Genomic DNA, 13459 nt, shown 5'->3' with positions numbered 1-13459 from the left:
GCGTTACACAATCCACATCAGCAGCGCGCAAAACACACTGCCGGCCGAAAACGTCATGGCCCGCGACGACCACGTATTGAACCAGCGCTGATAGCTGGCCAGCCCGCGGTCGAGTTTGGTTTTCTGACGCGTCCACGATTGCCGGTCGAGACGGAAGAACACATAGATCTTCACGATGGCGCCGACCAACTGGTTGTAATAGAGAATCATTGGGTATGCCGGCCCGACCGGGTGCCCCGAAGCCAGCAACAGAAGACTCAGGAGCAAGCGAGTCACGCCGATCCAGAGCACATAGATCACCAGATAGGCCGCGCTGTATTTGAGGCTGGCAATGATCGCTATAGAAGGCCCGAGCAGGCTGGCCCACATCGATACGCGTTGGTCGAACAGCACCAGCGAGGTGAACCAGCCCAACCGCCGCACGCCCAGGTGCAGGGCCCGAGAGTTCTGCCGCAGGTTATTGCCATACCAGCGGAACATCAGCTTGCGGCTGGCCTTGAAGAAGTTCTTTTCCGGAGGATGCTCGACGGTGTTGATCGCCGCATCAGGCACATAAAAGGTGTCGTAGCCCAGCCGCATCAGGCTGTACCAACTGGACTTGTCATCACCGGTCAGGAAGCGGAAACGTCCCAGACGCCAGTGCTGCAGATAGTCGCGCTCAACGTCTTGAATAAAGCCGGGGTTGGTCACCACCTGGGCGCGAAACACCGACATCCGCCCGGTCATTGTCAGCACTCGCTTGCCCAGTGCCATCGAACACATATTGATGTGCCGCTGGGCGAACCGCAGCTTGTGCCATTGGCTCATCAGGTAGCTACCGCGCACCTCGCAGAATTCATTGGTGGTCAACCCGCCGACTTTCGGAAACAGCTTGAACCAGCGCACGGTCTGACGCACCAGCCCGGGCGAGAGCACGGTGTCGCCATCGACCACCGCCACCACCGCATCGGCATCCGGCAAATGCCGGGAGATCGCCCGAAAACCATGGGCCAGGCCATCGCGTTTCCCGGTGCCGGGAATGCGCACGAAGCTCAACTTGACTTGCTCCGGCCGGGTGTAGCTATCCCAAAGCGCTTTGATCAGCAGTTCATCGGCCAGCTCGACGATGGAACAGACCACCGTGGTCGGGTAACCACAACCGATGGCCTCTTCGATCACCGAGCGGTAAACCTGCGCCGTGGTCAACGCCTCGATCCGAAAACTGGTCACCAGCAAAAACACATGCGACGGATCGGCACCGCTGCCGAGCCGGGTGACTTTGCGTCTGTAGTAAGGGAATACCAGATAAAGGAACAGTAACCCCCGAATGTAATGGACCGCGCCCATCGTATAACGCCAGATACCGACCGCCCCCAGCAACAGGAGAAAGTCCCTGGATTGGGGATCGAACACCGAGCGTGGCAGCAACAGTGCAAGCCCCATCAGCGCGGTGACGTACAACAGCCACCCCGCAGCTTCGCGCAAGTAATCCCTGGAATCAGCCATGCCTGTGACTCCTGTTCGATAAACCCGTATTGCTCTGGGTGCCGTTCGGCGACTCTCTTACCAGCAGATACCTTCGAGCCGATCGACACTGGCGTGTGGCATGAAGCCCACCAGGTCAACCACTTGCTTGCCTTCGGGCACCTCAAGCGCAAAGGCTTTGAAGGACTCGTCACCGTTACCCAGCACGATCACATCCGCCTCCTCGACCACCTTCGTAAGGTCAGCGCGTAACAGCGAAGCCAGGTGCGGAATCTTCGACTCGATGTAGTCCTTGTTGGCCCCGTAGATACGCGCGTATTCAACGTTGCGGTCGAAGATTTGCAGGTCGTAGCCCTTGCCGATCAACATTTCGGCCAACTCCACCAGCGGGCTTTCGCGCAGGTCATCAGTGCCCGCCTTGAAGCTCAGGCCGAGCAGCGCGATACGCCGCTTGCCGTAACTGGTGATGATGTCGAAAGCTCTCTGTACCTGCGCCGCATTGCTGTGCATGATCGAGGCCAGCAGCGGATGCTCGACATCCATTTGCCCGGCGCGATAATTCAGCGCACGCACATCCTTGGGCAGGCAGGAACCGCCGAACGCGAAACCGGGGCGCATGTAATAACGCGACAGATTGAGTTTGTTGTCCTGGCAGACCACGTCCATCACATCGCGACCGTCCACGCCGGCGGCCTTCGCGATATTGCCGATCTCATTGGCGAAGGTCACTTTGGTCGCGTGCCAGACGTTGCAGGTGTACTTGATCATCTCCGCCACTTCGATGCTCCGGCGCAGGAGCGGCGCGTCCAACTCTTGATAGAGCGCGACGAGCAGGTCACCGCTGCGCTGGTCGAGTTCACCGATCACCGTCATGGGTGGACAGTTGAAATCCTTGATCGCCGTACTTTCGCGCAGGAACTCCGGGTTGATCGCCACGCCGAAGTCGACCCCGGCCTTCTTGCCGGAGCAGTCTTCAAGAATCGGGATCACCACGTTCTTCACAGTGCCCGGCAGCACCGTGCTGCGAACCACTACCGTATGCCAACTGTCCTTGGTGAGCAGGGCTTCGCCGATCTCGCGGCAGACCGATTCCATGTAGACCAAATCCAGATCGCCGTTCTTCTTGCTGGGCGTACCGACGCTGATCAACGACATCTCCGTGTCCATCACGGCCGCCTTCACATCACTGCTGCCACGCAGCCGGCCCAAATTCACCCCCAGTTCGAGCAGAGCCTCCAAGCCTGGCTCAACGATAGGCGATTTGCCCTGGTTGATCAGGTCGATCTTGGCTTGCGAAACATCCACCCCGGTGACGTCATGACCGCGAGCACAGAGACAGCCCGCACATACAGCGCCCACATAGCCCAAACCAAATATGCTGATTCGCATCGGTGAATCCCCCGTATACCCTGATTCAGAAGGCCGTCGACATGCCGCGCAGGCCGACAGTTGCTCTGTCGGCCAACTTAAGCGGCAGTTTGTTACAAGTTTATTCTCGACCACATTCGAAGAATTAAGAGTGTAGACACACATCATCCGGGCACTGTCATTTTTTTTAACAGAAATTTTCGAACACTTTGTGCTGGGAATATAATTATTTGGATCCAAAAGGAAGGTGCCGAAACCTAAAATAGGTAATGTTAAAAAAACATCAATAAAAACATATAGATAAATTGGTTATAGCGATTAGTAATATGAATAAAAGATGTATTTTTGCACCAAAATCAGGCAGATACTTACATTGGTTCCCGGGCAGGCACTGACGCGGTGCAACGCCAGCGTTACATTTTTTTTATCACATCAATCAAATTTCTTTCGTGATGTAAAGTTGCTGAAACACGTCAATTTTTAGTAATTGATTTATTGGCGCTCGCGTTACACGCAATAGTAAATATTTTGGAATTACAAAATATGATCAAGCAACAAAAAACCGCATCAATGCGGTTTCTTTTAATCGACATTGCTCAATTACAACGAGACGGTATTGTGTTTGCTCGCGAGGGGGCCGTGTCAGTTAAATCTGTATTGACTGATAGGGCCCCTTCGCGAGCAAGCCCGCTCCCACAAAGGGGGGGATTGTGGGGTTAGAGGCTGTTGGCGAGTTTTCCGGTGGAGAGGCGGCGCTTGTACGCGGTGTCGCGATTGGCCAGCCAATAGTAGAGCGGCGAGGTGATGATCAGGCCCACCATCCAGGAAAGGTCAGCCCCGTTGATGTGTTCGGATACAGGCCCGACATACAGCGGCGTGTTCATGAACGGAATCTGCACCACGATCCCGATCGCATAGGCCAACAACGCCTGCGGGTTGTACCGGCCATAGATCCCGCCATCGACCTTGAAGATCGAGTTGATGTCGTACTTGCCTTTGTGAATCGCGTAGAAGTCGATCAGGTTGATTGCGGTCCACGGTACCAGCACCACGAGCAGCACCAGGACCATGTCGACGAAGTGGCCGATGAAGTTGGCGGAAGCGCCGACGGCGGCGAAGCAGCAAGCAGCAAGCAGCAAGCAGCAAGCGGCGAGAATGAGGATGGAGAGGATGGCGCGGCTTTTGGCGGTCGGGATCCAGCGGTAAGCGAAGGTCTGCACCAGGGTGATCAGCGACAGCACGGCGCCATAGAGGTTGAGGGCGTTGTGGCTGATGACGCTGAGCAGGAACAGCACGAGCATCAGCGGGCCGATGGAGCCGGTGACAAGTTTGACGGCGTCCATGGTGTCCATGCCGACGGGCGTGGCGAGCACGGCGACGGCGCCGATGACGATACCGACCGGCACCGGCACGCTGTCGACGACGCCATGCAGGGACTTGCCGGCGAGGACGATGTTGGAGGCGAAGAAGCCGATGTACATGATTCCGGCGATCAGCACCACCAGCAGGGCGCCGAGGGAGCCGAACTGGGCGCGGCTCTGGATCATTTGCGGAATGCCCATCTGCGGGCCTTGCGCCGAGTGCAGCGCCATCAGCACGCCGCCGACCAGGTGGCCGACGAGGATGGCGACGATGCCCCACACCAGATTGAGGTGGAACATCTGCACGCCGAGGGCGCCGGTGACGATGGGCAGCGGGGCGATGTTGCCGCCGAACCAGAGGGTGAACAGGTCACGGGTTTTGCCGTGGCGATCTTCGGGCGGCACGTAGCCGATGGTGTGTTTTTCGATGAGCGGGGCGGAGGTTGTTGCTGCGGTAACCATGACGGACTCCAAGGCAATTTGAGTACGTGGACGTACTTCGGTGAGCGCCGCGCGGGGGCGACGCTTTTCTTGTTGGAGTTGATGATGTGCGGTGGGGTGGGATAGATAAATTAGTAAGTTTGTTGGTATAGACGTTGAAAAAAGTAGGTCGCAGGGGATGGGGTTTATTGAGGGCGAACGCGGTCCTGTGGCGAGCGAGCTTGCTCGCGCTGGGCTGCGCAGCGGCCCCCAAACAAGGAGGCAACTACCCGTTTTGTGAGTGCTGCGCACTCAAGCGGGAGCAAGCTCCCTCGCCACAGAATTGTGTGCCGAATTTGATGTTGGTTAGCTGATTGATAGCAGCATTCTTTGCAGCATTTCATCGCAGCCGTTCAGTTGATCGAGGCTGACAAATTCATCCGGTTTGTGGCCTTGATCCATGCTGCCGGGGCCGCACACGACGGTGGGGATTCCTGCGGCGTCGAACAGGCCACCCTCGGTGCCGAAGGCCACTGTGCCGAACGCTCGGGAGCCGGAGAATGCAGCGATCAACTCAGCCGCTTCGCTGTGTGCATCCGTTGCTAATCCGGGATACGCCGATAACTCGCTGAAGCGAATCTCACTTTGTTCACTTACGGCACGCATTCGCGGAAGTAATTGCTGTTCGGCAAAGGTTTTCAATGCCTGGGCGACGTCGATCGGATCATGCGACGGCAACGCACGGATTTCGAAGTCGAAGCGGCAATCGGCGGGGACGATGTTCAACGCTTTGCCGCCGGAAATGACGCCGGTTTGCACGGTGGAAAAGGGCGGATCGAAACGCGCGTCGTGATGCTCTGGCGCTTTGAGGCGGTTGCCGATTCGCCCCAGTTCACCGATCAATTCGGCGGCGTATTCAATGGCATTGACCCCAAGCGGCGCATACGCCGAATGGCACGCTTCACCATGAATATCGCAGCGCATCGCCAGTTTGCCTTTGTGCCCGAGCACCGGTTTGAGTTCGGTCGGCTCGCCAATGATGCACAGCATCGGTTTGACTGGCCGTTGCTCCAACTCCGCCAGCAACGAACGCACGCCGAGGCAACCGACTTCTTCATCGTACGAAAGCGCGATGTGCACTGGCAGGCGCAACGACGTGTTCACCAAGGAGGGGACGAGGGCGAGCACACAGGCGATATAGCCCTTCATGTCCGCCGTACCGCGACCGTACAACTTGCCATCGCGCTCAGTGAGTTCGAACGGTGCAACGGTCCACGGCTGGCCGTCGACGGGCACCACATCGGTATGCCCCGACAGCACGATGCCCGGCAACTCCGCCGGGCCGATGGTGGCGAACAGATTGGCCTTGCTGCGCTGTTCGTTGTAGATCAATTCGCAAGGCACATCGAAACTCGCGAGGTAGTCGCGGACAAACTCGATGAGCTGCAGGTTTGATTCGCGGCTCGTGGTGTCGAAAGCCACCAACGTCTTCAGCAAATCGCGGCTGGTGCTCATCGGTCGTCTCCGGCGACGCCGTAGCCGGGGGATTTGTCCGGGGCGAGGGCACGGTCGATGTAGTCCTGAACCTGCGGGCGGTAGGCGTCCCACAGTTTTTCCAGCTGACTGATTGGATCTTGGTCCGCCCAGTCGACCCGCAGGTTGATGATCGGCCAGGTCAGTTCGCCGACCACCACCATCGCCGCCGAATGCACCGGCCCGGCTTCGCCACCGGCGGCGATGGCGGCTTTCATCGCGGCGAGCAAGCGGTCGGCCAGTTGGCCTTCGCCGTGTTCGAAGGCTTCAACCATGGCTTCGATCACCGAACGGTCCGCGAGCATGTTGCCGGCGGCGACGCATTGTTCGCCGGACACGGCGTTGTGGTTGCCCAGGGTTTGCGCGCCGCTGAAGTGGGCGGTCTGGCCGAGGTGGTCGATGGCGATGATCTGGCGGTATTGGCTGTAGCCATTGCGCGTGAGGACTTTGTCCAGCGCATCAAAGGGGGCGAGGCCTTGCTCCATGAGGGCGAGGACGTCCGGGCCGAGGGAGGGCAGGGTGATGTTCTGTGTGGAGACGGCACCGACACCCGGCAGCAGCCAGGGGCAGCGGGCGCCGACGGCGATACTGGAGGAACTGATCGCAATGCCGAACTGACCGGTTTCGGGACAACGGGCGGCGATGGAGAAGGTCATGGGGTTTGCTCCTGGGTTTGCCTTGGCGGATGAGGTGTCTGGGCGGGCCTCTTCGCGAGCAAGTCGAATCGTCGCACCGCCGCTCCCACATTTGATCTCGGTCGTTCACAAATCTTGTGTTCGCTGAAGATCCCCTGTGGGAGCGGGCTTGCTCGCGAAGGCCGCGACTCGGTAAACCTGCTTACTCAGGAATCACCGCAATCACATCAATCTCCATCAACCACTGCGGCTGCCCCAACGCCGACACCACCAACCCGGTCGAAATCGGAAACACGCCTTTCAACCACTTGCCCACTTCCTGATAAACCGGCTCGCGATACCGTGGATCGATCAGGTAAGTCGTGGTTTTCACGATGTGACTCAGGTCGCTGCCAGCCTCTTCCAGCAACTGCTTGACGTTGCGCATGGCTTGCTCGGCTTGCGCTCGCGGGTCACCGAGGCCGACCAGTTTGCCTTCGAAATCCGTCCCGACCTGGCCACGAACATAAACGGTGTTGCCAGCGCGGACGGCTTGGCAAAGGTCGTTGTCCAGGCTCTGGTTCGGGTAGGTTTCCTTGGTGTTGAACATGCGAATACGGGTATGGGTTGGCGTGGACATTTGTCGCTCCTGACAGAAAAAGGCTTAAGCACTGACTGTGGTTTTATGGGCGACCGGGGCTTTTTCAGCCTCGCGTTGCGCCGCATCGTGGTAGTCGAGATAGGAACGCTGAATGGCGATGTGATCAGCCACATATTTGGCATCGTGCCAAACGCCCCAGATGAACGAAGACCCGCGACGCGACTGCCATGGCAGCCCGAGGAAATACACACCCGGTTCGCTCGAAACGCCGCGTTGATGCTGCGGTTTGCCCTTGTCGTCGAAGGCGTCAACGTTGAGCCAGCTGTAATCCGTAGCAAAACCGGTGGCCCAGATGATCGAAGTCACGCCGGCCTTGGCCAGGTCGAGTTCAAGAATCGGGTGAGTCACGCATTCCGGATCGGGGAAGGTAATGCGCGCTTCCGGTTCTACCGGCAAGTCCAGGCCATTGCGTTCGATGTAGGCATCGGCGGCGTTGAGCAGCGCCAGATAGTTCTCGTCGCCACGTGCCAGGTTCTCGGCCAGATTGGGCTGGAAAGTCGCCACGCCGCCATTGAATGATTGGGTCAGACCGACCAGCGTCATCCCGCGATGAGCGAGGCCACGGAAGTCCACGGTGCGGCCGCCATGCGCACCGCTGACCGCGATGGTGACGTGTTCACGGCCGGGCTTCATCGCCGCTTGGTCCCACTCGCCAAGCACACCCAGCCACCAGCAGAAATCACGGTTGCGATACGCGCGAGGAGGGCGGTCGTGGGCGCCGACGGAGAGGTAAACCTGCTTGCCGGCTCGCTGCAATTCATCGGCGATCTGCACGCCGGACGAGCCCGCGCCGACAACCAGCACCGCGCCTTCAGGCAATTGCGCCGGGTTGCGATAATCCGCGGAGTGGATCTGCAGGAAGGGCTGAGCTTTCGGTGCAATCGGCGGGATGACCGGACGCTGGAAAGGCCCGGTGGCAGCCACTACGCGGTTGGCCTCGATCACGCCTTCAGACGTTTCAACGGTGAAGCCCGGGCGACCGACATTGCGCTCAACTTTCAGCACGTCCACACCGGTGCGGATCGGCGCGTTGAATTTCTTTGCATAGGCTTCGAAGTAATCGGCGACACGTTCTTTCGGCGCAAACGCGTCGGGGCTGAGGTCGTCAAAATCAAGACCGGGAAAACGGTCATGCCACGCCGGACCATTCGCCACCAGCGAATCCCAGCGCCCGGTGCGCCAGCGCTCGGCTATTCGGTTGCGCTCCAGCACCAGGTGCGGCACGCCAAGTTTGCTCAGGTGTTCACTCATGGCCACGCCAGCCTGACCGGCGCCAACAATCAGCGTATCTGTTTTTATTTTTTCAGTGGTCATCTCAATACCCTTCGAAGTTGGAGTCAGGTCGCGAACGGCCTGCCATTTCTTGGGCTCAAGACTAGGGATGACCCTGGTATCGGTAAAATATTATTAAGCTGGCATTTGAGTATAAATAACTGATGCAGAGCGTTTGATTCAGCAGGGCTGTAAACTGGCCGCCTCCTTTATCACCTCAAACAAGAGAATCCCATGGCGAACCAAGACATCACCTTCACCCCCGATCCCGACGCGGATTCCATCTCCTCCGACGTTGCCGGCTTCAACGGCATCCTGGTCTCCACGCAGATCCCGACCCGCGCCGACGGCAGCCTGGAACTGGGCGACATCGCCTTGCAGAGTGAATGCACGTTGCAGGCATTGAAGGTGGCGCTGGAGCGCGCCGGCAGTTCCATGGACCGCGTCATGCACCTGACCATCTACCTCACCGACATGGCCGACCGCGCCGCGTTCAACGAGGTTTACAAGCGTTTCTTCGCAAAACCGTGGCCGGTTCGCGCAGCGGTTGGTGTGGCCTCGCTGGCGGTTGAAGGCATGCGTGTGGAAGTGACGGCGATGGCGGCCAAGGGCTGAGTTGGCGAGCGTGATACATGGCCTGTAGGAGCCGGCGCTTTTCGGAGAGCTGTTCGTTACATCGTCTCGCTGGCGGGTGCCAGATTACCCAGCAACCACTCGATAAAGCTTCGCGCCAACGGATTGTTCTCACTGTCCCGGTGAGTCAACAACGCCCAGTTCGGCCCGCGAATGGTTTCTTCCACCAACGGTTGCAACAGCCCACTGGCGCGCGCTTGCCGACTCAGCAACTGACTGACCAGCGCAATACCGAGCCCCGCGCACGCAGCGTCCATCAGCAAGCCAGGATCGGAAAAATTCAACCCCTGATCCTTCTGGCCAACATCGATGCCAGCCTCCACGTCCCAATGACTCCAGTCCATTTCCCGCTCGCCATGAAGGGTGGTGCGTTGCTCGACGGGCATCGCCAACACATCCGGGTGACAGGCCGGATAGAGGCGATCGGCGCGCAGCACCTTGAAGCTGCACTCAGCCTGAGAGCTGATGTCATCGCGCACGGCGAGGTCGATGGTCTGGGTGGCCATGTCCGGGACTTCGTCGGTGCTGAAAATCCACAGGTCGACTTCCGGATGCTCTCGCCGAAAATCTCCCAGCCGTGGCAGCAGCCAGTGCCGCGCGAACGTCGGCGTGGTGTTGAGCACCAGTTGATTGGGTTTCTGGTATTGCCCGAGGCGGCGAATGCCGACGGACAATTGCTGCAGCAGCGCCTGAGTCGTGCTGAGTAAATCGTGACCGGCATCGGTCAGGCTGACGCTGCGTCCACTGCGAAAAAACAGTGGCTGCTCAAGGTACGCCTCAAGCGTTCGAATCTGCTGGCTGATTGCCGATTGGGTCAGGTGCAACTCATCGGCCGCCTTGTGAAAACTGCCCAGCCGTGCGGCTGCTTCAAAGCCGCGAAGCGTGCTGAGTGGGGGCCAGTGCTTAAGCATATTGATAAGTTCCTCTAATCACTTTTCTGCAAAATCCATCGTTTGTTCGCCCGTTTTTACAGCCGTAGCATGCATGCCAGGACCGCAAAGGTCATTTTCATTGAACACAATGACTTAACTCAAGGGTGCTTGTCATGCAGCAGAACGAACTTCAAAACAGTGGCTGGTTGATGCCGGCAGAGTGGGTGAAGCACGCGGCGACCTGGATGGTCTGGCCACACAATCAGGCGCTCTGGGAGTCGGGTTGGCGCGTCACCCTGGCGCAAGTGCAAAAGGATTTTGCCGGGGTGGCCAACGCCATTGCCCGTTTCGAACCGGTGAAAATGGTGGTCGATCCGTCGGCTGTTGCGAGTGCCAAAGCGCTGTGCGGACCCAATATCGAGCTGATTGAATTGGCGGTGAACGACAGTTGGTGCCGTGACTCTGGCCCAAGCTTCGTCTGCCACCCGCAACAAGGGTTGGCCGGTGTGAGCTGGCGCTTCAACGCGTGGGGCGGCAAGTCGGCACACGATCTGGATGAAGGCCTGGCGCGCCGCGCACTCAATCACCTCGGCTTACCGTGCTTTGGCACACCGCTGAGCAACGAAGGCGGCGCGATTCATGTGGACGGCGAGGGCACGCTGATCACCACCGAATCGGTGTTGCTCAATCCCAACCGCAATCCCGGGATGAACAAGGCTGAGATGGAGGAAATCTTCACCCGTCTGCTGGGCGTGAAAAAAACCATCTGGCTACCGGGCGATCCGGATTACGTGACCGGCGACATGACGGACGGCCATGTCGATGGCGTCTGCGCGTTCGCACGCCCCGGCGTGTTGCTGGTGGACGCGACCCACGACAAGCAATCGGTGTATGCCGAAGTAGCCCGCGAGAACCGTCGCGCGCTGGAACTGGCCACCGATGCCAACGGACGCAAGTTCGAGCTGATCGAGCTGTATGAAGCGAGCGAAGCCGTGGACACCGAAGCCGAAGTGTTCTGTGCCTCCTACACCAATTTCTACATCGCCAACAACGCGATCATCATGCCGGCCTATGGCATCGATGCCGACAACGCAGCGGCCGAAGTGTTGGCTCAGGCGTTTCCGGGGCGCGAGGTGGTGCCGGTGAGGATCAATCAGCTGGCCCATGGCGGCGGCGGGGTGCATTGCATCACCCAGCAGCAGCCCGCCTGGCCAGTGAAGGGTTGATGCCATGACCCTTATGACGATTGCCACCACCCAAATGCCCTGCACCTGGGACTTGCCCCATAACCTCGATCTTGCCGAGCAACTGGTGCGTGAGGCGGCTGCAAAGGGCGCTCAGGTCATCCTGTTGCAGGAGCTGTTTGCCACGCCGTATTTCTGTATCGAGCAAAACCATAAGCACCTGGCGCTGGCCGAAGAATATCAATACAGCCGCGTACTCAAACGCTTTGCCGCGTTGGCCAAGGAGTTGGGCGTGGTGCTGCCGCTGAGCTGGTTCGAGAAGGCCGGCAACGCCTTCTTCAATTCCTTGAGCGTGGCCGATGCTGACGGGCGCTTGTTGGGTGTGTACCGCAAGACCCACATCCCCAACGCCATCGGTTATCAGGAGAAGGAATACTTCAGCCCCGGCGATACCGGCTTCCGGGTCTGGGACACCGCGTTCGGGCGCCTCGGCGTGGGGATCTGCTGGGATCAGTGGTTCCCCGAGACCGCGCGCTGCCTGGCGTTGATGGGCGCGGAAGTCTTGCTGTTTCCCACGGCGATCGGCTCTGAGCCTGGCTGCGCAGCGCTGGATTCACGCGATCACTGGCAGATGACCATGCGCGGTCATGCGGCCGCGAACATTCTGCCAGTGGTGGCAGCGAATCGCGTCGGTCGAGAAGCGGCGACCACCGATCCGACCTTGCAAATGAGCTTTTATGGCTCGTCCTTCATCTGCAACCACAAGGGCAAATTGCTCGCCGAGGCCGACCGTGACAGCACCGGCGTGCTGGTGCACAGCCTCGACCTGGCCGCCATACGCGAAGAGCGCCTGAGCTGGGGCATCTACCGCGACCGCCGTCCGGACATGTACGGAGCGCTGTTGAGTCAGGACGGTCGTCACCTTCATGCACGCTGGAACACTCAAGGAGTTTGATATGCGCATTCCGCACACGCTGTTGCTCGGCGCCTTGGGAATGGCACTCGCCATGCCGACTCTGCACGCCGAAGAGAAAACCCTCAGGCTGTACAACTGGGCCGATTATTTTGCCGAAGACACCCTGACCCGATTCACCGCCGAAACCGGGATCAAGGTGATCTACGACGTCATGGATGGCAGCGAAACACTGGAGGCCAAGATGCTCGCCGGCGGCAGCGGTTATGACCTGATCTTCCCCGGCGACACGGTGGCCGAACGCTTGATGCGCGCCGGCAGTTTGATGCCGCTGGACCGCACCAAACTCACGGCGCTGGATGACATCGAGCCCGGTTTGCAGAAGCTGCGCAGGCAGTACGAAACGTCGAGTCAGGCCACCGTGCCTTACACGTGGGGCACCATCGGCCTGACCTACAATGATGAGCAGATCAAACAGCGCTTGCCGAATGCTCCGGTGAACAGCCTCGATATGTTGTTCAAACCGGAACTGGCCGGCAAATTTGCCGATTGCGGTATCTCCATGATCGACTCACCTGACGAGGTGCTGGCCGTCGTGCTCAATTATCTGGGCCGGGAACCGCGTAGCGCCAAACCTGAAGACCTCGCGGCGGCGAGTGAGTTGCTGATGAAACTGCGGCCACACATTCGCAAGTTCCAGTCGCAGCCGGTGACCGATCTGGTGAACGGCAACCTGTGCGTGTCGCTCGGATACAGCGGTGACATGACCCAGGCGCAAAGGACGTCGGACAGCGCCGGCAAGGCCACTAAATTCGAGTACCGCATTCCCCGTGAAGGCACCACGGTGTGGATGGACACCATGGCCATTCCGGTCGACGCCAAACATCCGGAATACGCCTACGCGTTCATCAACTTCGTCATGCGCCCGGAGAACATGGCTGCTATCAGTAACTTCACCGGCTACCCGACTTCCAATGCCAAGGCACGTCCGAGCGTCGATGCGACGATGCGCAACAACCCGGACATCTATCTCGATGAAGCCACCTACGCACGGCTGATTCCGGGCAAGGACATTCCCCAGTCCGACATGCGCGCGCGGATGCGCACCTGGACCAAGTTCAAGACGGCCACGGCGAAATGAGTCAGTTTTCAAAGGATCAATAC

The 13459-nt window shown here is 59.1% G+C and carries 12 protein-coding genes; 4 read left to right on the top strand and 8 right to left on the bottom strand.

Features of this window, described 5'->3' with window-relative positions; all coding sequences use genetic code 11:
• Positions 1-3 precede the first annotated feature (3 nt).
• The 7 genes from ACYZTL_RS04490 to ACYZTL_RS04460 form a co-directional block, all read right to left on the bottom strand.
• A complete protein-coding gene (locus tag ACYZTL_RS04490; protein ID WP_461950759.1) occupies positions 4-1485 on the bottom strand; it encodes a glycosyltransferase family 2 protein in 1482 nt (493 codons plus the stop codon).
• A gap of 57 nt (positions 1486-1542) precedes the next feature.
• A complete protein-coding gene (locus tag ACYZTL_RS04485; RefSeq protein ID WP_461950758.1) occupies positions 1543-2853 on the bottom strand; it encodes a nucleotide sugar dehydrogenase in 1311 nt (436 codons plus the stop codon).
• Between the two features lie 695 nt (positions 2854-3548).
• Positions 3549-4655, bottom strand: coding sequence for a purine-cytosine permease family protein (locus tag ACYZTL_RS04480; RefSeq protein ID WP_461950757.1), 1107 nt, complete (start codon positions 4653-4655; stop codon positions 3549-3551).
• 324 nt (positions 4656-4979) lie between these two features.
• Positions 4980-6128, bottom strand: a complete 1149-nt coding sequence (gene argE / locus ACYZTL_RS04475) for an acetylornithine deacetylase (protein ID WP_461950756.1) — start codon at positions 6126-6128, stop codon at positions 4980-4982.
• On the bottom strand, positions 6125-6802 hold the full coding sequence (locus ACYZTL_RS04470) for a DUF1028 domain-containing protein (RefSeq protein WP_461950755.1): 678 nt from the start codon (positions 6800-6802) through the stop codon (positions 6125-6127). Before ACYZTL_RS04470 ends, argE begins: the two co-directional genes overlap by 4 nt.
• 181 nt (positions 6803-6983) lie before the next feature.
• Positions 6984-7400 (bottom strand): RidA family protein, encoded by a 417-nt coding sequence (locus tag ACYZTL_RS04465; protein ID WP_059405554.1) that lies wholly within the window; start codon positions 7398-7400, stop codon positions 6984-6986.
• A gap of 24 nt (positions 7401-7424) precedes the next feature.
• Positions 7425-8735 (bottom strand): flavin-containing monooxygenase, encoded by a 1311-nt coding sequence (locus ACYZTL_RS04460; RefSeq protein ID WP_461950754.1) that lies wholly within the window; start codon positions 8733-8735, stop codon positions 7425-7427.
• Between the two features lie 192 nt (positions 8736-8927).
• On the opposite strand from ACYZTL_RS04460, the gene ACYZTL_RS04455 reads away from it, so the two are divergent.
• Positions 8928-9308: a RidA family protein gene (locus ACYZTL_RS04455; protein ID WP_461950753.1), complete on the top strand. Its 381-nt coding sequence runs from the start codon at positions 8928-8930 to the stop codon at positions 9306-9308.
• A gap of 56 nt (positions 9309-9364) precedes the next feature.
• Here the strand turns inward: ACYZTL_RS04455 and ACYZTL_RS04450 are convergent, their stop codons facing one another.
• Entirely contained in the window at positions 9365-10237 is an 873-nt protein-coding gene (locus tag ACYZTL_RS04450) for a LysR substrate-binding domain-containing protein (protein ID WP_461950752.1), read from the bottom strand.
• A 134-nt stretch (positions 10238-10371) separates the two neighbouring features.
• Between ACYZTL_RS04450 and ACYZTL_RS04445 the strand changes: the two genes are divergently transcribed.
• From ACYZTL_RS04445 to ACYZTL_RS04435, 3 genes are read left to right on the top strand one after another with little or no spacing between them, the layout of a single operon-like run.
• Positions 10372-11424: an agmatine deiminase family protein gene (locus tag ACYZTL_RS04445; protein WP_461950751.1), complete on the top strand. Its 1053-nt coding sequence runs from the start codon at positions 10372-10374 to the stop codon at positions 11422-11424.
• A 4-nt stretch (positions 11425-11428) separates the two neighbouring features.
• Entirely contained in the window at positions 11429-12337 is a 909-nt protein-coding gene (gene aguB / locus ACYZTL_RS04440) for an N-carbamoylputrescine amidase (RefSeq protein ID WP_461950750.1), read from the top strand.
• A 1-nt stretch (position 12338) separates the two neighbouring features.
• Positions 12339-13436, top strand: coding sequence for an extracellular solute-binding protein (locus tag ACYZTL_RS04435; protein WP_461950749.1), 1098 nt, complete (start codon positions 12339-12341; stop codon positions 13434-13436).
• The last annotated feature ends 23 nt before the right edge of the window (positions 13437-13459 follow it).

This window comes from Pseudomonas sp. LB3P81, from assembly GCF_054897965.1.
The sequence above is the reverse complement of the archived record's forward strand: the minus strand, read 5'-3'. Positions and strand labels throughout refer to the sequence as shown.

Excerpts from the sequence above, each read along its gene's own strand:
- ACYZTL_RS04435 (WP_461950749.1), top strand. The coding sequence starts at position 12,339 with ATGCGCATTCCGCACACGCTGTTGCTCGGCGCCTTGGGAATGGCACTC.
- aguB (WP_461950750.1), top strand. The coding sequence starts at position 11,429 with ATGACCCTTATGACGATTGCCACCACCCAAATGCCCTGCACCTGGGAC.
- argE (WP_461950756.1), bottom strand. The coding sequence starts at position 6,128 with ATGAGCACCAGCCGCGATTTGCTGAAGACGTTGGTGGCTTTCGACACC.
- ACYZTL_RS04470 (WP_461950755.1), bottom strand. The coding sequence starts at position 6,802 with ATGACCTTCTCCATCGCCGCCCGTTGTCCCGAAACCGGTCAGTTCGGC.
- ACYZTL_RS04465 (WP_059405554.1), bottom strand. The coding sequence starts at position 7,400 with ATGTCCACGCCAACCCATACCCGTATTCGCATGTTCAACACCAAGGAA.
- ACYZTL_RS04455 (WP_461950753.1), top strand. The coding sequence starts at position 8,928 with ATGGCGAACCAAGACATCACCTTCACCCCCGATCCCGACGCGGATTCC.
- ACYZTL_RS04490 (WP_461950759.1), bottom strand. The coding sequence starts at position 1,485 with ATGGCTGATTCCAGGGATTACTTGCGCGAAGCTGCGGGGTGGCTGTTG.
- ACYZTL_RS04485 (WP_461950758.1), bottom strand. The coding sequence starts at position 2,853 with ATGCGAATCAGCATATTTGGTTTGGGCTATGTGGGCGCTGTATGTGCG.
- ACYZTL_RS04445 (WP_461950751.1), top strand. The coding sequence starts at position 10,372 with ATGCAGCAGAACGAACTTCAAAACAGTGGCTGGTTGATGCCGGCAGAG.
- ACYZTL_RS04450 (WP_461950752.1), bottom strand. The coding sequence starts at position 10,237 with ATGCTTAAGCACTGGCCCCCACTCAGCACGCTTCGCGGCTTTGAAGCA.
- ACYZTL_RS04460 (WP_461950754.1), bottom strand. The coding sequence starts at position 8,735 with ATGACCACTGAAAAAATAAAAACAGATACGCTGATTGTTGGCGCCGGT.
- ACYZTL_RS04480 (WP_461950757.1), bottom strand. The coding sequence starts at position 4,655 with ATGGTTACCGCAGCAACAACCTCCGCCCCGCTCATCGAAAAACACACC.